This is a genomic window from Clostridium sp. MSJ-8 (assembly GCF_018918325.1).
Classification (GTDB): domain Bacteria; phylum Bacillota; class Clostridia; order Clostridiales; family Clostridiaceae; genus Clostridium.
On record NZ_JAHLQH010000041.1, the window covers coordinates 1 to 26,181 of the forward strand.

Below are 26,181 nucleotides of genomic sequence, written 5' to 3' on the forward strand. Positions count from 1 at the left end.
CTGTCAAATCTTATGTTTGATAATCCTATTTGATTTATCTTTTCACATATTTGATTTATATAGTTTTCTGCTGGTCTTAAACATCCTATTATATCATTTATTGCATTTACTGCTCTTTGTGATTTATCCCCTATTTCTATATCATCTAAGAAAAATCCACTCACCCTAATTTCCTCTCATTCTTGCATATTCTGATTCTATATATTTCTCTATTTCCTTCTCCTTTTGTTCATAATCATTCAATACCTCTAATAAATATTGTTTTAATATTGTAAATACCATACTTATCTTTTCATAGTTTCCAGTTAATGATCTTGATACTATTTCTAGGTTGCTCTCTGCATTACCTTTATAAATATTATCATCACATAACATCTTATATGCTAAAGTTGTACATCTATTAGCTGCATTTATATTTTCTGATGCTTCGCTTAATAAATTATACATATTAATTAATTCATTTATTGGTATATTTATCTCAGACATCTTACACCTACTTTTCTAAATCCCTTAATATCTTATTATTGCTTATATAATTATCCGCATCTTTAAAAAACTTTTTTAAACATTCCTCATTATTTTTAGACACATCTACTATCTTGTCATTTATTAATTGAGCTTGCACAAGAAAATCTTCAAATGCCACCCTTGTTTTGCCTGACCACTTTGAACAAGCTAATAATAATAACGCACTATCAATATTATGACTAGCAGCTTCTAGACTATTTATACTATTTTCTAATAATCTACATGCTACATTTGCCTCTATATTAACACCTCTTTTCATTTCGCATCTCCTCTTCACACCTAGCTTTTTCTATATTCTTCATATTCATATATCTATTCATCTGTCTCTCAATTACATCTCGTTGTTTCTGTAATTGTGCTATCATACTATTGAATGTAGCTACCTCATTCCTTATCTTATTTGTCACCTTTGAATGTTGATAATTATATGCTGTTTTAGGTCTGCCACTAACACTTCTAGCTGTAATCTCTGATCTATAAAATCTATTTACTGCATCATCTAATCCTGATAGACTAGATCTAATACATCTAAGTTTCTCTTCTACATATTCTAGCGCTTCTTTATATTTCTTATATTCACTACAATAAGAATAATATGTATCTGAGTATTTAAAATAACATAACACTAATTTCTCACCTCTTTTGAATTCAATTTCATTAATTTAGCTATTTCCATTCTTACAGCTTTAGGATTTATCTCATATAAGAATTCTTTCATTTCATCATACTTATAACATTTATTATCATAAGTAAAATATATTGCATGAAAATTCTTACTCTTAATTATTCTTCCTTCTTCCTTTTCAATCTCAATCATCTCTCTAGTTAATTTACTTGATAAATATTTATCATATAACTCTTCTAGTGACATTTTTATCTTAGTATCATCTAATACTTCCTTATACTCACATAAAAAATTGAACTGTTTTAATAAAGAATACATTAGTACTCCGTTATCTGTTTTTTGAAAAACATATTCATCTTTATTTTCTTCATCTTTTCTAAATAAATAAATATTATCGCCATCATCTATAGACGCTACTATATCATTAATCCATATATAACTTCTTGATTTTTTATATTTCTCTAAACTTTTTATTATTAAATATGAAGTCTCATTTACACTACCATCTTCATTAACTATTTTTTTATCAATTAATGCTTGCATTGCATCTGATCCATTTTGTTTAAGAAACATAACCCCATCCTTTGGCAATCCATAAATTTCTTCTCCATCTAATGCTTCATTTAATAAATATATTTCACTTTTACTTAACATAGTTATAATTTTTCCTCCATAACCTTCTTCATATATAGCTAATTAACCCATTATTGGTATATATTACTTTTAAATAGAAGAAAAAAGCACATATCAAAGCTCTTTATGCTTCTATATGTGCTTTTTATTTTATTGCATGCTAATCTTACTTGCGATATCTTCATCAGCTGATTGCATTGCATCTGCTATAGAATTTAATTGAGCACTTAAATCATCAAGCATAGCTAAGAACTTGTCCATAACTTGTGCTTTTAAGTTAGTATATTCACTTGAATACTTTTCACTTGCTGATCCTTCCCAATTTCCACATAAATCATTTAAGATTAAACCGCTTAAATCTTCTATTTCGCCTTCTATTGCTCCTCTTTTTTGAAGAATAACATTGGCCATTTCTCTTCCTTCTTCAGGACTAAATTTTATATTTCCTGCCAATTTTTCCACACCCTTTCAGAGATATTTTAACATTTCACTTATATTTTGTAAATGTTTCATTTACATTTTTTTATTTATCATCTAGCTTAATAAAGGCGTCTTAATAACCTTAAACTTGCTATTTAAAATCAAGTATCCTTCGCCTTCTCTAAATTCACGCTCTTTAACTCCATATTTTAACTTAACATTGTTAAAAAATGTTTGACTTGTTAATGCTCCAAATACTATACCTGTTTGAGATTCTTTCAATGCTTTTATAAACTTAACTGTATATGTATTTGCTTTGAATTCACCTTCTGTTCCTGCTGCAACAGTTATTATCCTATAGTTTTTATAACTTAAAACAACTTGTTCAAACATATCTAAATATTTCTTTTCAATATTCTTTATCAGATTATTTATATCATCTATTATCACGATAACAAATGGCATTTTTTCTAGACTTTCTTCGCCTTGTTTCTCTATAATCTCTTTTCTTCTTTCCCCTTCAACTAGAATGTCATCTAGTATTCTTAATTCTTCATCTGTATCTTTTCCATATCCTAGCACCTTTTCATATTCACTATATTCTTTTAAGCTACCTTTATTGCTGTCAAATATATAGAAATAATTATCTTTCTGTTTTAATACCTCTATAATCATCTTAATAAAATTAGTTTTACCAGACCTTTCTTTCCCTACTATTGTGAAGTTAGTAGTATCTGCTATATCTATATCTATATAATTAAGATCATTAATATTGAAACCTATAGGTATTGTTGTTTCATTTTTATCTAAATTAACATTTTGTATAACACTTTCTAGAGTTAACTTCTCCGGAACTACTATTATCTCTGCTGCTTTCTCATCTGCACAATACTTATTAATATCATTTATAAATTCTCTTATCTCATTTATTCTCTCAAATTCTTTATTGCTTTCACCAAATTTTGCAATTTGCATCTCATAACAATTATCTAATTTTATTATTGCACGTCCTTTTATATTAGCAGGTTGTTGTTTTGAATATCCTAATAGATTTGTATACTCTGTTTTATCATTACAAGTAAGACAAATCTTTCTCTTAAACACATTTAATATTTTATAATTAATATTATTAGATGATATATTAGTCATTACAAAGTTAATTCCATAAGATGGACCCTCACGCATAAATACCATAAATTCATCTAGCAGTTCAGGATAATTCTCTTTAAATTCAGAATAATTATCTATGCATATTAATATTTGTGGAATAATATTTCCCGAAGCTTCTATATAATTTTCTAATGTACTTGCTCCAAATTCTGAAAATATTTTTTTCCTTTCTTGTACTGCCTGTCCAACCATCTTAAATAGATTAAGCACCCTCTCATTATCTTCTACGTATACTACATTTCCTACATGATTAGATTCTTCTAATACCTTCAATATTCTAGAGGCAAAATCCAATACATAAATATTGACTTCTCTTGGAGTATACCTTGCAATAAGACTAAGTATAATAGTTTGAATAAATACAGTCTTTCCATATCCATTCCCACCTATTAATAAAGTATTTCCATCCTGTGCAAAATTAATCTTATATAATTCCTTTTCTAATAAATCTGGACAATCAACTTCACCAATAATCGCTTCAACTCTACTCATCTTATGTACATTCTTATAGAAATATTCCTCTGAATGAATTAATTCTTCTAATCTTATCTCTTCTTCTAATGGCTCTACCCAACACTTATCGCATCTCTTATAACCTTTATATTCACTAAAATCATGTATATATCCAACAATTTCATCTAATTCAGTAATCTTTTCTTTATCTTTATTTTCTTCTGCCGAAGAATATAGGACTTTTCTTATCCCCTCTATAGAAACATAGGATACTTGTATATCTTCTGAACTTACACTATCATCTACATATTTATATTCACCACTATATGCAGTTTGTATCAATTCATAATACTCATCATTTCCTACCTGTAGATAACCTCGTCCAGGTTCAACTATCATTGCTGCATCTGGTTTTTTTAACACTTCTTTAGAGTCACCAACATCTTGAACCTTTAGGCATAATTTGAATTTCGAATTACTCCATATCTGTGAGTCAACAACTCCTGCTGGTTTTTGTGTTGCTAGTATCAAGTGTACCCCCAAACTTCTTCCTATTCTTGCAGTTGACACCAGTTCCTTCATAAAATCTGGTTGATCACTTTTTAATTCAGCAAATTCATCTGCTATAATAATTAGATGTGGAAGTTTCTCCATAGATACATCTGATTTTTCTAATTTTTTATACGAATCTATATGATTAACTTCATATTCTGCGAACAATTCTTGTCTTCGCTTCAATTCACTTTTTATCAATGTTAAAGATCTATTTACCAAATTTCCATCCAAATTTGTAATTGTGCCTATTAAGTGTGGTAGTTTTAAGAATAAATTAGCCATTCCACCACCTTTGTAATCAATAAGTATAAAGGATATATCTTCTGGTGGATAATTAATTGCAAGGGAAATAATAATAGTTTGTAATAATTCACTCTTTCCAGATCCAGTTGTACCTGCAACTAATCCATGAGGTCCATGAACCTTCTCATGCAGATTTAAACTTATTAAATTTCCACTACTATTAACACCTAATGGTGCTAATATATTCTTTGTAACATCGTTATTCTGCCATCTAGCTTCTATATTGAATTCCCTTACATTATTAACATGATACAAATCATATAGTGTAATTTTACTTGGAAGTGTATTCTCAGAATAATTCTTCTTAACATATATAGGTCCCATTCGCCTTGATAACTGATCTAAATAATCTATATCATAATTCTTGAATGAAAAATCAATACTATTTCCACTATCATTTACATTAATCAACTTACCTTTTTCTGAATCTATTACCTCTATTATTTCACTACATTGTTTTGGTAATAAATCTAGCTTTTCATATGCAAATAAAGTTGTTAATCCTAAATTCATAGATGTTTCTCTATCTATATATTTAGATATACTCTCGTTTTCTAAAAGCTTAGGTGAAGTAACTATCATTATATAATGTGGATGAAATTCTCCTTCATTATCTTGCCTTTTAGATATTATAGAATTCACAACTTCTAAAATAGCATGACTAGATTCTTTACCCATTGCCATAAATCTAACCTTTCTATCATTAGACCATATATGAGGTAGCCATCTCATCCATAACCACATATCCTTATCTGACTCATCAAATAAGCATATGAACTTCACATCTTCATAATAATGAAATACTGATATTTCTAAAACTATATTACGAATCAAACTATATATATTTTTCTTTTCCCCTGTTACTCCTATACTATAATTATTAAACAAATCTATAGCTATTGGAACATCGGTAATTCTTGAATATTTTTCTTTTATCTCTCTAGGTTTTAATAATAAATCATCTTCTCTATCACCAAATTCTTCATCCGGAACTTTAATCTCAATAGATGTATCTAAATCCCCCTGTCCTAGATAAACTCTAAGAAAATCTTCATCATGAAATGACTTTTCCCACAATTTTCGTTCAAACTTCTCTATAACACTACATGCTTCATCTACAGAAGGATATAACTTATCTAATACATACCTCTGTTTATCAATTAGTTCTTTTATATTATCTTCTGTTTTAGATATGTAATCTATATACATTTTATTTCTTTTTTTTATATTCTTATTTGTTTTTCTATTATTATATATAAACATTGTAACTGTAGAAAATACAGTTACCCCTAGCATACCTATTCTGTATATAGGATTGCCATAAGGTAAAAATAATACAAGAAGTGACATACCTATAGTTGGGATTAAATTAAGAAATGTCTCAAGCCCTTGTTTTTTTTCTAACCTAGGTGGTGCAACTATTGATATCTTATTATCAGGAAGTCGCCATATCATTCTTGGAGTTCTTATAAAAACAGGATAATCAACTGCAAATTTCTCATTTATAACTATTTTTAATTTAGGAGAAACTTCTATATTATCTCTAGAACAATAAATCTTCTCCTCCTTATACAATAGTTTGTATCCACATAAAATTATAAAATCATTATCCTTAAGAGAAGCACTATTTATAACTTTATTTCCATTTACATAAACACAATATTTAGAATCTAAATCTTGAATTATTCTATTCTTATTCTCAGTCCTCATTACACAATGATAATTATTAACCATATCGTCTTTTATAATAATATCATTATCTAATGCTGATCCTATCTTTATCTCACTTTTTCCTTCTAATATTATCTCCTTACTATAATCCTCTTTTCCACTTGCAAAGTCTAAAAAGAAATTAATATTAAATATCTCATTCCTACTATTATCTAATATAGCAATTTGATCACCATGCATTAATTTCTTCTTAACTATTCTTCTATTATTAATAACAAAAAGTACATTATCTGATTCTAAAATAACCCAATAATTATCTACCTTTAATAGCTTTATCTTAAAATCATTAGTTAATATATTAACTTTTATATCACATAAATTTGTATTACTTATAATCAATTCATCTTTATTAAAAGAATCTAAATCTACTTCGTTATAAAAATAACTATTATAAAGTATTATTGTATTCTTAACCTTATTATCTGACATCTCTTATCTCCTCTTATACCAAATATAATTTGCTACCTGATGATATTCCATAATCAGATAAAACATCATTTTCTTTTAGAAAACAAGTGGGGTTTTCAGTTTTTAGATAGTGTACTTTTATATCTTTTGTATCTTCTATATTTAAAGCTTTTAATATGCATACATATAACATTCTAACAGTTATATCTAACGGAATCTCTAATTCATATTCTTTAGTATCTTCACCAATCTGTACAAGTACAATTCCCTTATTCAATTAATTTCCCCCTGACAATCTATTAATTATATTATTAATATGCGAATTTATATTCTCTGAATTCAATAATGTATCTAAATTAACATTCTTATTATCTAAATTATTATCATAATTAATATAATCAAATAATTTATTATCTATAGTAATATTATTAGTTCTTAGTGAATTAACGTCTCCTAGTTTATGTTTATTAATTAGTAATATAACCTTTTTATCATTTACAACTTCATCAAGATAACGCTGAATCTTGTATACATTACTATTAGTTAATGTAAATAATCCTATTGCTCTATCAGAATATTCGCTTAAAAACACTAATGAATTTTTTATAGAAACATCCAAATCCACAATCACATAATCAAAATCCATATATTTCTTTATGCTATTAATTATTTCTATAACTCCATCAATAGTTACCTCTTCATAATCTATTGTTGAATTAAGAGGATTAATATAATATACATTAGTAACTTCATTCCTATTGATAAAAGAACCTAGAGAATTTTTATCTAATTCCACATTATCTGATACTTTATAGAAAAGATCCATAAGCGAATATGGATTATTATTAACATCAAAATATATCCCCAGACTAGATATATATTCTAAATTGACATATAATACCTTCTTGCCTTGTTTTGCAAGATTTATAGCAAACATTAGTGATATAGTTGTATTACCAACTCCTCCTATAGGTGAGAAAAAAGATAGTATTTTAGTATCTAATTGTTTATTAGCAAATGTTTGTCCATTATTAGTACTTGCATAAATTTTTTGAATACTGTTAAAAATAGCATGACCGCTTTGATACTTAAATATAATTTTGTCTTCAATATTATTTATTCTTTCGCTCTCATTTAATGTAATTACAAGTTTAAGCATATTAATTTCTGAAATGGAACAATTAATTAATTCTTCATTGATTAAAAGTATATCTATGCTTTTCCCAGAAAAAATAAGTTTTTGTAATTCTCCTTTAGAGGTTATTCCAATACAATGAAAATAATTATGATAATATTCGTTTAAAAACTTAATAAAATTTTTAACATAAATATAATCTGTATCACATATAACCAAATTTAATTCTTTCATACTACATTCCCCTATCATTAACTGATATAATCATTTTTATATTAGCTAATCTTAATTCATCACCATTGCTTAATAAATACCTTTTTTCAGGTATTAATCTCTCTTTATTTAGATATGATCCATTTCTAGAATTTAAATCTATATAATAATATTTATCATTTTCCCTCTCTATTTTGCCATGAATTCTTCCTACAGAATTATCTTTTAATTGTATATCAACATCTGATTTAAGCCTTCCTAAAATATATGTATCTTTATCTAGCGAAATAAGACTACCATCTTCACAGATAATAGTCCATATCTTAACAGGTTCTATATGCTCCTCTTGAATTATATTTTTCTCTCTCTTAAAATTCCAGAACCTTTTCTTCTTTACTACAACATCCTCTTCTTCTTTTTCTTCTAAAACTGTTGTCTCTTTTATATTTATATTGTCTTCTATCTTATCCAAATGATTTTTTAAACTTATTAAATCTCCATTTTCTTCTCTTACTTCAATAATTGCTCTTTCTAATTCCTCATTATTACCTATAATATTTTTATAAGCAAATAATAAATTAAGAATACAAACTTTTTCATCAATCTTTGATTCACTTAATCCATTTTTTAATGGTACATATACTAGCTTTAATTCATTATTATCTGTATTCAAAAAAACTCTTTTCATATCAAATATAATGTTATTCCTATTTAATAAATAACTATCTAATTCCGCTAATACTGAAATTAATTTATATAAAATATTTTTAATATCCTTTATTGATAATGTCATATCATTTATACATTCATACATATTATGATAGTTTGTAATATTATAATTCATATATACATCATCATTTATATTCATATCTTCTATTTCAATAAATGATAATTCTTTATTATTATTAATCATTTTTATCTGATACTGAATTATCTCATAATTCTTACATATTAATTGTAAATACTTATTATTGCCATGAATTGTTTCTTCAATATTAAGTTTATCCATTCCCCTTATTCGCACCTCTTACCCCTATATTATTAAAGATATTCTCTATCAACGCCTTGCACGATTCTTTTATGCATATCCTTTTCTCCAATAATTCTTATTGAATACATAACCGATTTTATTAGTTTAAAATTATCTATTACCAAAATATGCTTTAATTATTCCTTTATATCCATTTATTGATTTATACATTATATTATATTTTACTTTTTTGTGCAATCCTTCCTATTTTGTGTTCAATATTCTCAATAAAATATTCCGATATATGCTATCCTCATTTTCTTATGCTACTTTTCATAATACTTAATTAATGCTTGAGTTCCCAAATCCCCCATTCCATTATCTTCAAGTCCTATATAATTACTCAAGGTTTCTTTTAATATATCAAGTGATAAATTCTTCTCATCAGCTTCCTCATATGCTAGTTTCATGTCTTTAATGAAATGCTTCAAGAAAAAACCTGGCTCATAATCATCAGTTAATATCTTAGGTCCTAATAAATCTAATTGCTTACTTCCTGCTGCACCTGTCTTTAATGCTTGAAATACTTTATCTAAATCTAATCCTTGTACTTTTGCATACTCTAATGCTTCACATATTCCAGATATTGTACCTGCTAATATTATCTGATTAGTAAGCTTTGTATGTTGTCCACTACCAGCATTTCCAAAATAATTAATGTTATTTCCCATAGCCTCAAAAACAGCATGACATGCATTAAAATCTTCTTCTCTACCTCCTACAAGTATGGATAAAGTTCCATTTTTAGCTCCAACATCCCCACCTGTAACAGGAGCATCTATAACATGAAAACCTCTTCTAGTACCTTCTTCATATAACTTTTTAGCCAAAGTTGGACTACTAGTAGTCATATCTATTAAATAAGCACCCTTTTCAGCACTATCAAAAATATTTCCATCATCAAAATATACTTCTTCAACATCTTTTGGGTAACCAACAATACTTATTACAACATCACATTTTTTTACACACTCCCCTATACTATCATAGAATATAGCACCCTCAGCAATAACATCTTCTACCTTATTCTTATTCCTAGCATATATATGTAATTCAAACCCTGCTTTCATTAAATTTCTAACCATAGATTTTCCCATAATTCCTACACCAATAAATCCAATTATCTTCATTATTAATCACTCCATTCTTTTTAAACCCAAAAAAACAATGATACTAATATCTTGCACCATTGCTAATTATAATTTATCATATCTAATTCTGTATCTCTATAATTATCTGCCTATTTTTTTATGTGCTAATGCATATTTTTTCTAATTATTTTACTTATAGACTATCCACCACCTAAATACCGTGGTTTTTTAGCTGACTGTTTATAAAAAAATCCCCCACAAATTAATTGTGGAGGTAATTAGCAATTATTAAAACAAAACTGGCATATTATTATTTAGAAGTTCCATAAAAACTCTATTTAATAATTCATCTGATAGAACATTCTCTTCTGTTATATATTCTAATTTTTCTATGCTCATAGAAGTCTCCTCTTCTATAAGCTCATCCCATCCTATAGTTTCTCTTATAAATGGAACTATTTCATCAATATCATGAAATACTTTAATAAATATTTTTTTATTATGTTGTTCTTCCCATAAGTCATTACATCTATCTATTAAAATATCAATTTTCTCTCTTATAATATCCTTATCACTGCAATCCCACAGTTCTTCTAACTTATTATAGATATCTCTAGCTTTATTAATCTCTGATATCTCTTCTTCATTTTCTTCTATTAAACTATCTAAAACATCTTCATAATCTTCAATAGGAACTAATAATCCCTGTACATTCTTTTTATGCCATGTAACTGTAGCTGTTGGCACAAAAACATTTGTTATAAATCCTAATGCTGTATATATATTAGGATATGCTACCCAACCATATTCATATATGTCTTTCTCTTCATTAAACATTCCTGTATACAATATTACAGAATCTTTAGTTATATTTTCATTATTAAAATTTCCCAGCCATATTGGTTCATCATCAATTATTTTCTTCTCCCAATAAGAATAAGTACTATAATTCTTTTTATATTTATAGTTCAAGATTTATCCCCCTTTCCTATGAATATATTTCGACCTTTAATAAAATCTCTCTAAATAATATTAAAGGTCGAAAATTTATTATATTATAGTTGTTTTGAGTAGAACTCTACTACAAGAACTTCGTTTATCTGTATAGGTATTTCTTCTCTTTGAGGATATCTTATTAACTTTCCACTAAATCCTTCAACATCCTTTTCTAAATATGGATATTGATTCATATTGCTTTCAAAGTTTTCTTTGAATATAACATTTTGTCTTGATTTCTCTTTTAATGAAACAACTTCTCCTATCTTAACACTATAAGATGGAATATCTACCTTGTTACCATTAACTAATATATGACCATGTACAACCATCTGTCTAGCTTGTGCAACAGATGAAGCAAATCCTAGTCTATATACTATATTATCAAGTCTACATTCTAGTAATCTTATTAGAGTTGTACCAGTTGATTCTTTTTCTTTTGCAGCTTTTTTGTAGTAATTTCTAAATTGTCTTTCCATTACTCCATAATAAGCTTTTAATCTTTGTTTCTCTAATAATTGCTTTCCATAATCTGATAATTTCTTAGCATCTCTCGCTGATCCATTACCTGCTCTGTTCATTGCCTTTGGATGACCTATAACATTCAATCCTAGTCTTCTGCATCTCTTAAATCTTGGGCCCATCATCTTTGCCATTATTTGTTCATCTCCTAATTATAAATTTATTTTTTGCCGCGATAAATTTATACCATTACAAATGTATCACAATACATTTTCTTTGTAAATGAAAACTTTTCTCATTTGAGCCCTTTTGTCATCCATATTTTTTTATGTATGTATTCGCTTTATAATCTTATACACAACATTATTTTCTACTACAGTTGGTTCAACATGAGCAAAAAATATTATTCCTTCTGTAGGAGATATAACTTCTGATATAATTTCTCCTTCATAGGGGTCATATATCCTTCCTAGAACTTCACCTCTATATACTGCATCGCCTGGCTCTTTTAATCTTTTATAAAATCCAGCTTTATTTGTTCTTATTGTTTTTAATTTATTTTCTTCTATTATGCTAGCTATATAACCACTATGACAATTATATTTTATTATTCCCATTCTAGTAAGGAACCTAAGTACTGACACGACTGCATGTTTTGCTGATTCTTCATCTATTTGAGTTGTTGAATTTGTATATACTGAAAATGCATTAGTTTGCCACATCTGCCAGTTATAATTTAATGTCTTTGTATCATAAGGATTAGGTGTACGCAATACAACATAAGGTAAACCAAAAAGGTTAGCCAAACTTTCACTATGATATCCTGTTTTCATCATCCTAACATGAGGCACGAACTTGCCTGGCATATAAAAGCTAGCAAATTGAATTCCATATGTATAACCTTGAACCTTTTCAAATACGTTACCTGCTATTCTCTCTGCTGTTTCACCATTTTTATCTCCTGGAAACATTCTATTTATATCAGTGTTATCCACAGTCCAAAACCTTCTATTTATATTCATTGAATAATTATTAATAGATGGTATTACCATTATCTCATTATCATGTAATATACAATTATTTTTTTCTAATTTCTTAAGTTCTCTTATTAATTGAGAACACACATATAATTGTTGAATTTCATTTCCTCTTATCGCTCCCATTATGCAAGCAGCCTTCTTAGGACCTCTTCCAAACTTATATCCTGTTATTCTTAAATCATCTCTATAAGGTGCTTTTAGAGTATACAAAACTTCTTTTTTCATTTATTGTTCTCCTCCTAACACTCTTCCTATAAGTGATCCTTCATATACGATTGGATATTCTCTAAGGGTAAATAACATTCCTGAACATGGTGATATCACTTCATCTATAACCTTTCCTTCAATAGGACTTATTATGTCACCTATATGTTCACCTTTCTTTACATCCTTCCAATGTTTAACACAAGGTATAAATACTCCTGAACACTGAGCATTAATCAATGCTACTTCTCCATCACTAGATATTACTGGTTCTTTAGGTATTATAGATTCTCCTTCCCATATTCCTTCACTCTTCATAAGGGCAAATATTCCATCTACCAAGTTATTACAATACTCCTTAGTTATTCTCATACCTACTCCCATCTCTACTACTAATGTCTTAACTCCTCTAGAATTAAGACTATGATATAATGTAGAACGTAATACTGTTTCTGCTTCATGTACCCATATAAAATCTACGTTTAACTTCTTGGCATAATCCATAAGTTCAGTAGCATTTTCTTCACTTATCCTTACTTGAGGTATTTCTTTTAAATAGATATTACTAGAATGAACATCAATACATATGTCAGCTCCTTCAATATCACATATTATTCTATTCGCAAGGAATTCTTCCATAGTTCCCCCTTCACTTCCTGGAAATATTCTATTCATATCTAACTCTAGCATTGGTAATTCCCTACTTATAGAATCTATTCCAAGTGGGTTTATAGCTGGATATATATCAACTATTCCTTTTAATTTAGATTTATTTTCATTAATCCTTTTTATTAATTCATAACATACATATTGTCCTTCTAATTCATCTCCATGAATTCCTGTAACTATACATATTCGTTTCTCATTTCCCATTATATTATCTGGTTCAATTGTATTTTTCTTTATAATAATTCTCTCATCTATAGGCAATCCTACTGATACAACTTCCTTTATCATATTTTTCCACCCCTAAAAAAAAGGTGCTTACCTCCTAGTTGTAAGCACCTTTGCCAAATTCCATTATAATTATACATTTATAAAATTTTATCGTCAAATTATAACCATTCTAATTATCTTATTTTCATAGTTGACTAATTTCTATTATAACTATATAATTACTTATATTATGAATATTTATGGCTGAGAATAGAAGTAGTACCATAATTTATATATCTACAGAGAATTATCGTTTGGTGTGAGATAATGTTATATATATGGGAACTTATCTAGGAGCTATGCTTATACAAGTAAGTACGGTAACGCGTTATAGTTGTCGAGTGAAGACATAGTATTATGTCTTAATAAGAGTGGTACCACGGAATTATGCTTTCGTCTCTTAAATTTTAAGAGATGAAAGCTTTTTTTACTCTTTAGGAAATTATATTTTGTTTGTAGCTGTGAATAAGTATCTTAAATATAGTTTTTAAGTAATATTAGAACATACTACCTAAAGAATAAAAAATAGCGCCATGACAGAACACCAAAAAAAGTTTTTGAACCTGTCATAATGGCTGAAAAAATACCCTATATAATTTAAGGAGGATTTACAATGGGAAATTACGGAACTTCTATTGATAAGAAGTGGCAAGAAATCTGGGAAAAGAACGAACTATACAAATTTGATGCATCAAATTTAGATAAGAAATTATACACATTAGAAATGTTTTCTTATCCATCTGGTAGTCAACTACATGCAGGTCACTGGTTTAATTATGGTCCAGTTGATTCATGGGCTAGAATGAAGAGAATGCAAGGATATAATGTATTCCAACCTATGGGATTCGATGCCTTTGGTTTACCTGCTGAAAACTTTGCTATAAAGACAGGTATACATCCACAAGATTCAACTTACAAAAATATAGCAACTATGGAAAAACAACTTAAAGCTATGGGAGCAATGTTTAACTGGGAACATGAAGTTATAACTTGTGATCCTCATTATTATAAATGGACTCAATGGTTATTCCTACAATTATATAAACATGGATTAGCTTACAGAAAGAAAGCTCCAGTTAATTGGTGTCCATCATGTAACACAGTTCTAGCTAATGAACAAGTTATTGATGGGTGTTGTGAAAGATGTTCAACAGAAGTAACTAAAAAAGAACTAACTCAATGGTTCTTTAAAATAACTGATTACGCTGACGAATTATTAGAGAAACTAGATACCTTAGATTGGCCAGAAAAAACAGTAGCTATGCAAAAACACTGGATAGGTAAATCAACAGGTGCTCAAGTTACATTCAAGGTAAAGGATTCTGACATTAGCTTCGATGTATTTACAACAAGAGTTGATACATTAAATGGAGTAACTTATGTAACTCTAGCTCCAGAAAACAAACTAGTTGATAAATTAACAACTGAAGATAATAAACAAGCAGTTGCTGATTACAAAGAAGCTGCAGCAAAACAATCTGATATAGAAAGACAATCTATTTCAAAAGAAAAAACTGGAGTATTCACTGGATCATATGCTATAAATCCAATCAATGGTCGTGAAGTTCCTATATGGATATCAGATTATGTTCTTGCATCATATGGTACAGGTGCTGTTATGGCTGTTCCTGCTCATGATGAAAGAGACTTTGCTTTTGCTACTAAATTTAATTTACCTATAGAAAGAGTTATTGCTCCAAAGAATGGATCAACACCTGAACTTCCTTATTGTGAACATGGAATACTAATAAATTCTGGTGAATTTAATGGATTAACTACTGCTGAGGCCAAGGAAAAAATAGTAGATAAACTAGCTCAAAATAACTTAGGAGAGAAAAAAGTTAATTATAGATTAAGAGACTGGTTAGTTTCTAGACAAAGATATTGGGGAGCTCCTATCCCAATAATATATTGTGATAAATGTGGAACTGTTCCAGTACCAGAAAAAGATCTTCCTGTAAAACTTCCTTATGATGTTGAATTTGCTCCAGACGGTAAATCACCACTTGCAAAAAGCGAAGAATTTATGAACACTACATGTCCTTGTTGTGGTGGTCCTGCTAAGAGAGAAGCAGATACATTAGATACATTTGTATGTTCATCATGGTATTACTTAAGATATCCTGATAATAAAAATGATGAAAAACCATTTGATACAGAATTAATAAATAAAATGCTACCTGTAGATAAATATGTAGGTGGTCCTGAACATGCTTGTATGCATCTTCTTTATGCAAGATTCATTACAAAAGCTTTAAGAGATATGGGTTACTTAAACTTTGATGAACCATTTAAATCACTTACTCATCAAGGATTAATTCTAGGACCTGATGGTCAAAAGATGAGTAAATCAAAAGGAAATACAATTTCTCCTGATGATTGTATAAATGAATATGGTTCTGATGTATTTAGAATGTACTTAATGTTTGGTTTCGCTTATACTGAAGGTGGCGCTTGGAGTGACGATGGAATAAAATCAGTTGCTAGATTCGTTGAAAGAATCGAAAGAATTATCGAAACAGTATCAAATGAAATTAAATCAAACTCTAATTCAAAATCTACAATAGATAGTGCTGAAAAAGAATTAAACTTCTGGAGACACACAGCAATAAAAGGAGTTACAGAAGATGCTGATAAGATGCAATTCAACACTGCTATAGCTAGAATGATGGAATTTGTTAATGCTCTATCTAAGTATATCCAAGAAGATACTAAGAACTTAGAATTCTTAAAAGAAACAGTATTAGACTTTATCAGATTACTTGCACCATTTGCACCTCACTTCAGTGAAGAACAATGGAGTATAATGGGTATGACAACTTCTGTATTTAATGAAAGCTGGCCAACATTTGATCCTTCTGCATTAATTAAAGATGAAGTTGAAATTGCTATTCAAATAAACGGTAAGATTAAGAGCAGAATAAATGTTGCTTCAAACTTAACAGAAGACGAAATAAAAGAAGCTGCACTTAATGATTCTACTATAAAAGAAAATACTGAAGGTAAGAATATAGTTAAAGTAATAGTTATAAAAGGACGTTTAGTTAATATAGTAGTAAAATAATATATAAAGTGAGTATTAAAAAAACTCCCTAATAAAAAATCGCTATAGGCATTAAGCTTATAGCGATTTTTTATAAAGAATACTCTAAATTTAATAACCTTACTACACTCTCCTAACTATTATTCCTCTTCATTTAATACTATCTTGAATTTCGCTAATAAATCACTAACAAATTCAGGATCTAAAGGAACATACTTGTCCATAAGTCTAGCACTATCTAAAGACGATGATATGCTTTTACTCATAGTCATCCAATTCTCAGGTATATATACCCATACAATCTCATCATATCTACAACTTAATAAAAAGTGCTCTATTCCCCAGAAAGCATATTCTTCTATATCATGTAATTCATTGAATATAACATAGTCTTCCACCATTTTATCTCCAAGAGTATAACTATATATATCAACATAAAAATAATCAAAATGTTCTCTCTCAGCCTCATAAGCATTTCCATGTATAATTTTTATTTTATCATTAGGCTCAAAATTATTATTATACATTTCTATGATTTCATTGCTTATTTCATATACAATTACTTCAGAAACATCATCCTTTGTAGCAATTTCTCTAGCTACATAACCTAGTCCTAATCCTACTATGGCTACTTTTCCTCTTGCTAATTTTATAGTTTCATAAGAGCTCTGAATCTCTTTAGGATGAAGCTGCATTACCTTCTCATCTCCACAATATAATGTAGGTACATCCATAGTATACATATTATCTTCCTTATATAAATACGAGCTTTCTTCTTGAGTATAATTAGCATATGTTATTTTATATTTTCCTATTTCTTGTTCTTTTATATATTTTTTATAATCGTTTATTTTGTTTACAACAAAATCTTTATGAAAGGGTTTCATAAAAAAGTTCTCCTTTCCATATTTATCATTTTATTAACCTGTATATTATTATACATTGAAATTAAAAATATTAACACATAAAGGATAAAAAAACACCTTGAAATTTATTGATAATGTGATATACTATACCATAACAAATTTACTTAAAAGTAGGTGTATTAAAAAAATGAAAAACATAACTATTAGTAATGAAGCATATACTGAATTTCTAGATTTTCTTAAGGAAAATAATGTAGAGAAGAATAGTATAAGAATCAACTTAGCAGGATTTTCTTGTAGTGGTCCTGTATTTAATATCTCTATAAGCGATCCAACTGATGCTGATATAGTAGAAGTTGTTAATGACATTACTTTTATTGCTGAAAAAACTTTAATAGATGAATTTGAAGGATTTATATTCCTTTCATCTGATGAAAATAACGGAAACGGCCTTTCACTAAAAGCTGTCAATCCTGGTGAAGGTGGTTGTGGTAGCTGCGGTGGCGGTTGTCACTAATAGTAAATACACAAAAGTGTCAGTATGCTTATATAAGCTTACTGACACTTTTTGCTTTAAGATGTTAAGTCATTTTGCTCTTCTTCAGTATCATCTGGCATTGAGAAATCAACATCAACATACTGCTGATCTATCTTGTTTAGATTTTCTAATATATCTATCCAATATTTATTCTTTATAATAGATTTAACTCTCTTTTCACCTTCAAGTCCTTTAAGGTGTTCATCAGAAAATTTCTCAAAAAACTCCTTAGTTGCATCAGATACATAAAGTATCTCTGTAAATTTAGTCTTTATATCACCATCTAAAATCATTTCAAAATTCTGAGTTTCCATCTCTAATTCTAAAATATTCTTTAAATATTCAGTTATTCTTGAATTAACTTCTCCTATAAGAGCATCATTAGTATCTATATCTTTTGTAGAAGTAAATAATGCTCTATCATTTTTATAATTACTATATTCATACCATAAAGATGATATATTCTCAGATATAGTATTATAGTTAGTATATAATTTTAATAAATCTGCATTACCTATCTTTCCAATTTCTAATATATTCTTCAACATATCATTATTAGTTTCATTTAATGTCCTAACAGACAAAATATTATTATAAGATTCTCTTCCAGTTCTATATTTATATTGATAATTACTTACAGCCAAAAAAACATTTAATGACACGCTTATAAAAATAATACATATCATAATGGTAACTTTTATTCTGTGTTTTATCTGAATCACTAAAACTTCACATCCTTATCATTATCATAATATATTAATCTCGATACCTTTCAATCTCTCTATTAATTACAGTTAATAAATCATTTAATTCCCAAACTTCTCCACATTCAAGAAGTTTGTTTAATGACTTTTGATATCTCGCAGCCTCTACCCCTCTGCCAATAGCTGACAATGTAAGTATCTTACTCATTATCGATGATATTATATCTGATTTCACTTCAAATAACTTTTGTGCATCTTTTATTTCATCTTTAATTTCTAGCATTTCTTCATCTAATCTAAAAGCCGATTCAGCTGCACTCTTAAGCTTTGCTTTAAGTTCAACAGGTAATTGCTTTTTATACTTATAATTCAGTGAATGTTCAATAGTAGCCCAAAAGTTCATTGCTAATGTTCTTATCTGGAATTCAGCTAATATATTTACTGTCCCCTCAGCCATATATACTGGATACTTAATAATCATATGGTAACTTCTGTATCCACTTTCCTTAACATTTCTAACATAATCCTTTTCATATTGTATAGTCATATCTTCTCTCTGTCTCAAGAGTTCTACAACTCTATCAATATCATCAACAAACTGGCACATTATTCTTATACCAGCTATATCTTCTAACTCATACCCCACTCTATCTATAGGAATTTCAAATTTATTTGCCTTCTCTATTATACTAGCAATTTCCTTTACCCTTCCTGTAACAAATTCTATTGGTGAATATTCATTTTTCTTTCTGTATTCTTTTCTTATACTTTTAAGCTTAACCTTTATTTCTTCTACTGCTTGTTCATAAGGTATAAGAAAATTCTTCCAATCATTTATTGCCATATTAATCACCTACACTATTCTTATACCTTTTTATTATATCAAATATGTAACTCTTGTAACAGACTTTTAACTTATTTTTACTTAATTTCATGCTATAATTTAATTATAGAAAAGATATGAGTAGGAGGGATAGACTTGACAGACTATAATTCGCCTGATATTAAGGCTTCTTTATTCGACAGAAAAATTACATGCCCTATTTGTGGAAATGAATTCACAACTAAATCGGTAAAAGTAAATTCTGTAAGAATAGCTTCAAAAGACTCCGATTTTTTTGTTAGATATAAAACTGGTAATCCATACTTATACGATATTTGGACTTGTGAGAAATGTGGTTATACTGCTATGAAATCTGACTTTGATAAAATCAAAAGTTTTGAAAAAGATATATTAAAAGAACAGTTATTACCAAAATGGAAAGAAAGACACTTCAATGAAATTATGACACCAAGTGATGCACTTGAAAAATACAAACTAGCTCTTATTAATGCTAGTATTTTAGGTAGGAGTAAAGGTACACTAGGATTTATTTTATTGAGAATAGCATGGATGTATAGGTTAGAAGAAGATGAAGAAAAAGAAAATCATTTCTTAACTCAATCAGTTAAATGTTTTGAAGAAGCATTTAGTACTGAACCATTCCCTATATATGGTCTTCAAAGAGATTCTTTAACATACTTAATAGGAGATTTGTATAGAAGAATCGGAGAATATGATAAAGCTTTAACTTGGTATTCTAATGTTATTACAACAGTTGGTGCCAACTACAAATTTAAAGAAATGGCTAGAAATGGTCGTGATATGATTAAAGAAATGAAATTACAAAAAAATGCTTAAATGAATTTTAGTATTTCTTGTAATAAAAAAATTAAGGTAGCGTTTAAAATGTTGTACTGTTTGAACCTTAGTAGTTTCACAACATTTAGCTAACTTAATTTTTTTTATTTAGAAATACTTAATTATCATAATAATTGTATTGGGTTAAAATCTAAATAATCTGCTGAAGTAACTATATAGTCTATATTACCATGAACACCTGAATACACTCTTTTTAGAGCATCCCCGTGTAGATGTCCATATATAACTTTTTCAACATTATATTCTTCAACCACTTCTATGAATTCAGATTTTTGAAATTTTTCATTAGTTGGTGGATAATGTAACATCACAATAAATTTATTATATCCTGCTGCTTTTGCAGAATCTAAAGATAACTTCAATCTAATAATTTCTCTCTTAAATATCTTAGTATCTTCTTCTGTAAACTTATCTGATCCTGGACATATCCATCCTCTAGTTCCGCATATAGCATAGTCTTCATAAGTAAAAAAGTTGTTCTGAATAAATTTAGTATTCTCAAACATTTTGTTTAACTTGCTTATACTATTCCACCAATAGTCATGATTTCCTTTTGATATTATCTTCTTACCTGGCAAACTTTCTATCCAATTAAGATCTTCTAAACTTTCCTTTTGATTAATTCCCCAAGATATATCTCCAGCAATTAAAACAGTATCTTTTTCTGTTATTTTACTTATCCAATTATTCCTTATCTTATCCTCATGATCCTTCCAATTGTCCCCAAATATATCCATAGGTTTATCTAAATTAAATCCTAAGTGTAAATCTGATATTGCATATAAACCCATCTATTACTATCACCTTTCTTTTGACTTATCTATGTCTGTTATATAAGCAATAACATGAGCAACAGCTTCATATAAATCTGGAGGAATAGAATCTCCCACATCAACATTGCATAGTAGATTTGCTAATTCCTTATTATATACTATAGGCACATCATTATCCTTGGCCCTATCTATTATATTATCAGCAATCTTGCCCACACCTGCCGCTGTTACAACTGGTGCTTCAAAATTCAGTTCGTATTTTAATGCTGCAGCTTTTCTACGTTGATTCATGTCATCACTTCCTTATCTTATTTTATAATAAATGGTTTTATGCATTTGGTCAAACCTATACTATTCTATCTATCAATTTCTCATTTCTAGTACTAAAAAAGTCTCTACAGTTAGATATATTCACCTTTTCTTCTTGTTTAGTAACCGTTACATTAGCAACTAATCCTATAGTCCTTAAACCATCAACCAACCTATTTTTATTTTTACTGAGAATATTTATCATCTTCTCGTTACATTTTATATTTACATCTATATAACTATTTTTTATTGATAAATATCCATCTACACTTCCGAGATTAACTGTATCAACAGAAACTACCATCTTTATATTGTTTTTATCAATTTGTTTTCCACCTTTTCTATTATCCTTTATTATTAGTTTGCATGGATATTCATTTGTATATGCATGTAAATTCATATTTAAATAATAATATTCATTATTCATTGTATCTAATAATTTAAAATCACTAACGTTAGCTTTTATAAGTTGAAGTAACTTTGCTGCTTCTACATTAGAATTTGTAATAGATTTAATTATATCCCTTACAGTTTCATTATTTTCTTGAACATTCTTTAACAATTCATTTTTCAAATTATTAATTGTAGATGAATTAGCTTCATGAGTTAATAAATTCTTTATTGCATTAAATTCACTATTTGATAATTGTACTTCTTTACCTAGTAATTGAGAAAATGTTTGACTAAGACTATTATTACTTAAAGCTCCTTTGCTCATAAGGCTCTGTAAAAATGTTTCATCTGTAAGCTTACTTAATTTATTCATAGCTGCTGAATATTCAGTATTGTTCATAGCTGCTAATCTCGAATTAATTATTCCTTTTAATTGATCATTATTTATAATTTTTCCATTTAAATTCTCCACACCCACCTTATTTTGAGTAGTAAAAAATTTATTAAATTCATTTATCTCTTCATCAGTTAACTTTATATTTTTATTGAATAAATTAGCTAATGTCTCATTTATGTTATTTCCTTTTATAATATCTTTCTCAGATATATTTTGCAATTTATCTAACATAGCAGTTAACTCTTGTGGATTTATCTCATTACTATGATTTTTTATCGTATCAGTTAATTTTTGTAGAAATTCTTGTTGCATATTATTGCTTACATTAGTTATAGCATCCTTTAATTGATTAGCTTCCACATCTGTTAAGGTAATGTTTTTATTAAAGAGACTTGTTAGTGTCTTCTCTAATCCCTCTTGAGTAAGTTCTCCACCTTTTAATGTATCTTGAAACAAATTAGCAATTTCTTCATCTGACATAGAATTTAACTTATTAACAAGTTCATTGTATTCGCCCATAGTAAACATAGATACTTTGTCAGCTAATAAATTACTTAATAATTCTTTTGTTGTTCCAGATTCTACATCTATCATCAATTTAAGCAAATTCATAACGTTAACCTTGCCATTGTTAGCCTCAACCATATCATATACTTTAGTTGCCATATTGCTCAAATTATTATTTACGTTGTTTGATGACATATTATCAATAATATCTTTATTAACAACTCCTTCTGACCCATCACTAGTATCTAATAATCCCGCCTTCTGTAATTCCTCTTTTATAGAATCTAAAAAATCTTTTACAGACAATTCCCCATTAAATAGTTTATTAAAACTCTCAATATTCTCTTTAGATAATTCTATATTATTCTCTAAAAACAACATTATATCTTTAGAGGACATATTCTTAACTTCTTGAAAAAATTCAGTTAAAACTTGTTTCATCTCAGTATATTGTGAACTCTCTTCTGATATTCCTTTACTATTTAAATAATTATCTATAAATCTGTTTGCTTCCTCTGGATCATTATTCAATTTGTCCTTAAAATCCAATATACTTTTTACATTAGTTATATTTTCTCTTGTAAGAGGAATATTATGTTCAACCATTTCTCTAAGTATAGAAGCATCTTCTTTAGTTAAGCCTTCTTTTTTTATAATACTATTTAATGAGCTCTCTATATCATTATCGCCATCAGAATTGTTATTTATAAGCTTTAATTTGAGTTTGCCATTCTCATATCCTAATACTTGAAATCTTAATAAGGCTCCTTCTTGCATAGAATAATCGCCTTCTATTTCAGCTTGAAATTGCCAACCATCTTGAAGCTTAACCTGTACTTCATTGCTATCTTCATTTTTAATTAACCTTCCAGCAAACTTCTCTCCTACTGAAAATGTTAACTTACTAGACATCTTTCTATTATTTAAACCATTGTTCTGGTTTATATTCCATATAGTAGGCATTGTTAACTTCTCCTTTAATATTTATTAATAATATTATCGTACAAAGTTAATAAAAATTGAAGTCCTTGCTTGTAATTAAAATAGAATACTATTGATTTTGCAAAACTTTTGCTCAATTTTAATAATATCAACCGTAAATTTTCACTCAAATTTATATATATAATCTCAATCCTATTATATCCTCATAACAAAAAAGCGTCGCATTTTTTAATGCGACGCCCCATTCTATGCTAATTCTATTTTATTGTAGTTCTTTTTACCTCTCTTAATTAATGCAGAACCATCTTTAAAATCTTCTTCAGAGAAAGCTCTCTTAACATCTGTAACCTTATCTCCGTTTAATGACAATCCACCTTGTTGAATTAATCTTCTTCCTTCTGCCTTTGATGGAACTATCTTATTATCAGCTAATACTTGAAGTATATCTTTACCTATAACTTCATCCTTTGCTACAGTAATTGTTGGTACATTACTCATATCAACTCCGCCACTAAATAATGCTTCTGCAGCACTCTTTGCTTTATTAGCTTCTTCTTCGCCATGTACTAATTTAGTTACTTCATAAGCAAGAATTGTTTTAGCTTTGTTTATCTCAGCACCTTCAAGTGCTCCTAATCTTCTTACTTCATCCATTGGTAAGAAAGTTAATAATGCTAAACATTTCTCTACATCTGCATCATCTACATTTCTCCAATATTGATAGAATTCATATGGTGGTGTCTTGTTAGGATCTAACCATAGAGCTCCTCCAACTGTTTTGCCCATTTTTTGACCTTGACTATTAGTTAATAATGTACAAGTCATAGCATAAGCATCTTGTTGAGATTTCTTTCTTACTAACTCAACTCCTGCTATCATGTTAGACCATTGATCATCTCCACCTAATTCCATCTTACAATTATACTTTTTATTTAATACGTAGAAATCATAACCTTGCATTAACATATAGTTAAATTCCAAGAATGATAATCCTCTCTCAAGTCTTTGTTTAAAACATTCTGCACTTAACATTCTATTTACTGAGAAATGTGCTCCAATATCTCTCAAGAAATCTACATAGTTTAGATCTAATAACCAATCTGCATTATTAACTAATATAGCTTTATCATCACTAAAATCTATGAATCTTTCCATTTGTTTTTTGATAGAATCAACATTGTGTTGAATCTGTTCTTTTGTTAACATCTTTCTCATATCAGTCTTACCACTAGGATCTCCTACCATAGCAGTACCACCACCAACTAAAGCTATAGGTCTATGACCTGCTTTTTGCATATGAGCCATAAACATCATAGCTATAAAGTGTCCTACATGTAAACTATCAGCTGTTGGATCAAAGCCTATATAGAATGTTATCTTTTCCTTTTCTAACAATTCTCTTGTTTCTTGTTCGTGAGTAAATTGCTTTATGTATCCACGTTCCAATAACTCATCTAATATACTAGCCATTTTTTTCCCTCCATTAATTTTTTTATAATATAATAAAAGTATTACTCTTTTATTGAATTACCTATATTATTACTTAAACATATATTATAGTATACATATATTGTAGTTTTTTCGCAATAAAATTAGTGATATTGTATTGCTATTTTCTAGTTACAATATCACTAAACTAATACTTTATGCTACATAGCTTCTAATAAAATCTGGAACTTCTTTTAACTTGTTATTTATATTTATGAATAAATTTATATTAAATTCTGATGTTAATTTCTTTAGTTTATTAAATAAATTACTCATCTCTTCATTATTATATTTATAGCTATCAAAAAATCCATCTATATAAATGTTTTCTATATCAAAGTTCGAAGATATTATTCCACATAATAGCCCATAGAAATCTCTGCAATCTAATATACTATAATCCTCTAATGACACAAATCTAATTCTTCTATCAACTTGTCTTATATGCCTTATATCATCATCTATATATACTGAATCTCCCTTAGTTTCTGTAAGCTTTTTATTGGCTAACGTAATCAATTCTTTTGTTTTACCAGCACCTCGTTCATTACAGAATACTTGTATCACTATAAACACTCCTTATATA

The 26,181-nt window shown here is 28.1% G+C and carries 25 protein-coding genes and 1 other annotated feature; of the genes, 3 read left to right on the forward strand and 22 right to left on the reverse strand.

Going from position 1 to position 26,181, the window contains the following annotated elements; genetic code table 11:
• Window positions 1–165 precede the first annotated feature (165 nt).
• The 14 genes from KQI77_RS08640 to KQI77_RS08705 form a co-directional block, all read right to left on the reverse strand.
• A complete protein-coding gene (locus tag KQI77_RS08640; protein WP_216390026.1) occupies window positions 166–486 on the reverse strand; it encodes a hypothetical protein in 321 nt (106 codons plus the stop codon).
• A 7-nt stretch (window positions 487–493) separates the two neighbouring features.
• Complete coding sequence (locus KQI77_RS08645; protein WP_216390027.1) at window positions 494–787, reverse strand: hypothetical protein; 294 nt, start codon at window positions 785–787, stop codon at window positions 494–496.
• Complete coding sequence (locus KQI77_RS08650; protein ID WP_216390028.1) at window positions 771–1,154, reverse strand: hypothetical protein; 384 nt, start codon at window positions 1,152–1,154, stop codon at window positions 771–773. Before KQI77_RS08650 ends, KQI77_RS08645 begins: the two co-directional genes overlap by 17 nt.
• Window positions 1,154–1,807 carry a DUF5081 family protein gene (locus KQI77_RS08655; RefSeq protein ID WP_216390029.1) on the reverse strand — a complete coding sequence of 218 codons (654 nt, stop codon included), beginning with the start codon at window positions 1,805–1,807 and terminating at the stop codon, window positions 1,154–1,156. Before KQI77_RS08655 ends, KQI77_RS08650 begins: the two co-directional genes overlap by 1 nt.
• A 129-nt stretch (window positions 1,808–1,936) precedes the next feature.
• Window positions 1,937–2,239: a WXG100 family type VII secretion target gene (locus KQI77_RS08660; protein WP_216390030.1), complete on the reverse strand. Its 303-nt coding sequence runs from the start codon at window positions 2,237–2,239 to the stop codon at window positions 1,937–1,939.
• 81 nt (window positions 2,240–2,320) lie between these two features.
• Complete coding sequence (gene essC / locus KQI77_RS08665; protein WP_216390031.1) at window positions 2,321–6,847, reverse strand: type VII secretion protein EssC; 4,527 nt, start codon at window positions 6,845–6,847, stop codon at window positions 2,321–2,323.
• Between the two features lie 13 nt (window positions 6,848–6,860).
• Window positions 6,861–7,103, reverse strand: a complete 243-nt coding sequence (locus tag KQI77_RS08670; RefSeq protein WP_216390032.1) for an EsaB/YukD family protein — start codon at window positions 7,101–7,103, stop codon at window positions 6,861–6,863.
• Complete coding sequence (locus tag KQI77_RS08675; protein WP_216390033.1) at window positions 7,104–8,195, reverse strand: AAA family ATPase; 1,092 nt, start codon at window positions 8,193–8,195, stop codon at window positions 7,104–7,106.
• Between the two features lies 1 nt (window position 8,196).
• Window positions 8,197–9,183, reverse strand: a complete 987-nt coding sequence (locus KQI77_RS08680) for a DUF6382 domain-containing protein (protein ID WP_216390034.1) — start codon at window positions 9,181–9,183, stop codon at window positions 8,197–8,199.
• Between the two features lie 287 nt (window positions 9,184–9,470).
• The gene (locus tag KQI77_RS08685; protein WP_216390035.1) at window positions 9,471–10,334 is read right to left on the reverse strand and encodes an NAD(P)-dependent oxidoreductase; all 864 of its coding nucleotides are present in this window, start codon (window positions 10,332–10,334) and stop codon (window positions 9,471–9,473) included.
• 249 nt (window positions 10,335–10,583) lie between these two features.
• Complete coding sequence (locus KQI77_RS08690; RefSeq protein ID WP_216390036.1) at window positions 10,584–11,267, reverse strand: hypothetical protein; 684 nt, start codon at window positions 11,265–11,267, stop codon at window positions 10,584–10,586.
• A gap of 83 nt (window positions 11,268–11,350) precedes the next feature.
• Window positions 11,351–11,947 carry a 30S ribosomal protein S4 gene (gene rpsD, locus KQI77_RS08695; protein WP_216390037.1) on the reverse strand — a complete coding sequence of 199 codons (597 nt, stop codon included), beginning with the start codon at window positions 11,945–11,947 and terminating at the stop codon, window positions 11,351–11,353.
• A gap of 132 nt (window positions 11,948–12,079) precedes the next feature.
• Window positions 12,080–13,018 (reverse strand): M14 family metallopeptidase, encoded by a 939-nt coding sequence (locus tag KQI77_RS08700; protein WP_216390038.1) that lies wholly within the window; start codon window positions 13,016–13,018, stop codon window positions 12,080–12,082.
• Complete coding sequence (locus tag KQI77_RS08705; RefSeq protein ID WP_216390039.1) at window positions 13,019–13,954, reverse strand: M14 family metallopeptidase; 936 nt, start codon at window positions 13,952–13,954, stop codon at window positions 13,019–13,021.
• 176 nt (window positions 13,955–14,130) lie between these two features.
• Window positions 14,131–14,337 (forward strand) — a binding site (T-box leader).
• Window positions 14,338–14,546: 209 nt separating this feature from the next.
• Between KQI77_RS08705 and leuS the strand changes: the two genes are divergently transcribed.
• Window positions 14,547–16,997, forward strand: coding sequence for a leucine--tRNA ligase (gene leuS, locus KQI77_RS08710; protein ID WP_216390040.1), 2,451 nt, complete (start codon window positions 14,547–14,549; stop codon window positions 16,995–16,997).
• Between the two features lie 119 nt (window positions 16,998–17,116).
• Here leuS and KQI77_RS08715 read toward each other — a convergent pair whose 3' ends face one another.
• Window positions 17,117–17,863: a hypothetical protein gene (locus KQI77_RS08715; protein ID WP_216390041.1), complete on the reverse strand. Its 747-nt coding sequence runs from the start codon at window positions 17,861–17,863 to the stop codon at window positions 17,117–17,119.
• Window positions 17,864–18,029: 166 nt separating this feature from the next.
• On the opposite strand from KQI77_RS08715, the gene KQI77_RS08720 reads away from it, so the two are divergent.
• Window positions 18,030–18,359 carry a HesB-like protein gene (locus tag KQI77_RS08720; protein WP_216390042.1) on the forward strand — a complete coding sequence of 110 codons (330 nt, stop codon included), beginning with the start codon at window positions 18,030–18,032 and terminating at the stop codon, window positions 18,357–18,359.
• A 56-nt stretch (window positions 18,360–18,415) separates the two neighbouring features.
• On the opposite strand, the gene KQI77_RS08725 is transcribed toward KQI77_RS08720, so the two are convergent.
• The gene (locus KQI77_RS08725) at window positions 18,416–19,102 is read right to left on the reverse strand and encodes a hypothetical protein (RefSeq protein ID WP_216390043.1); all 687 of its coding nucleotides are present in this window, start codon (window positions 19,100–19,102) and stop codon (window positions 18,416–18,418) included.
• Between the two features lie 34 nt (window positions 19,103–19,136).
• Window positions 19,137–19,928 carry a GTP pyrophosphokinase family protein gene (locus KQI77_RS08730; RefSeq protein WP_216390044.1) on the reverse strand — a complete coding sequence of 264 codons (792 nt, stop codon included), beginning with the start codon at window positions 19,926–19,928 and terminating at the stop codon, window positions 19,137–19,139.
• A 135-nt stretch (window positions 19,929–20,063) separates the two neighbouring features.
• On the opposite strand from KQI77_RS08730, the gene KQI77_RS08735 reads away from it, so the two are divergent.
• Window positions 20,064–20,765, forward strand: coding sequence for a DUF2225 domain-containing protein (locus KQI77_RS08735; protein ID WP_216390045.1), 702 nt, complete (start codon window positions 20,064–20,066; stop codon window positions 20,763–20,765).
• A 125-nt stretch (window positions 20,766–20,890) separates the two neighbouring features.
• On the opposite strand, the gene KQI77_RS08740 is transcribed toward KQI77_RS08735, so the two are convergent.
• The 5 genes from KQI77_RS08740 to KQI77_RS08760 all read right to left on the reverse strand — a co-directional run bounded on the left by KQI77_RS08740 (window position 20,891) and on the right by KQI77_RS08760 (window position 26,162).
• Entirely contained in the window at window positions 20,891–21,577 is a 687-nt protein-coding gene (locus KQI77_RS08740; RefSeq protein ID WP_216390046.1) for a metallophosphoesterase, read from the reverse strand.
• 9 nt (window positions 21,578–21,586) lie between these two features.
• Entirely contained in the window at window positions 21,587–21,850 is a 264-nt protein-coding gene (locus KQI77_RS08745; protein WP_216390047.1) for an EscU/YscU/HrcU family type III secretion system export apparatus switch protein, read from the reverse strand.
• Between the two features lie 55 nt (window positions 21,851–21,905).
• Entirely contained in the window at window positions 21,906–24,128 is a 2,223-nt protein-coding gene (locus tag KQI77_RS08750) for a hypothetical protein (RefSeq protein WP_216390048.1), read from the reverse strand.
• Between the two features lie 225 nt (window positions 24,129–24,353).
• Window positions 24,354–25,577: a tyrosine--tRNA ligase gene (tyrS, locus tag KQI77_RS08755; protein ID WP_216390049.1), complete on the reverse strand. Its 1,224-nt coding sequence runs from the start codon at window positions 25,575–25,577 to the stop codon at window positions 24,354–24,356.
• A 174-nt stretch (window positions 25,578–25,751) separates the two neighbouring features.
• Entirely contained in the window at window positions 25,752–26,162 is a 411-nt protein-coding gene (locus KQI77_RS08760) for a hypothetical protein (RefSeq protein WP_216390050.1), read from the reverse strand.
• Window positions 26,163–26,181 lie beyond the last annotated feature (19 nt).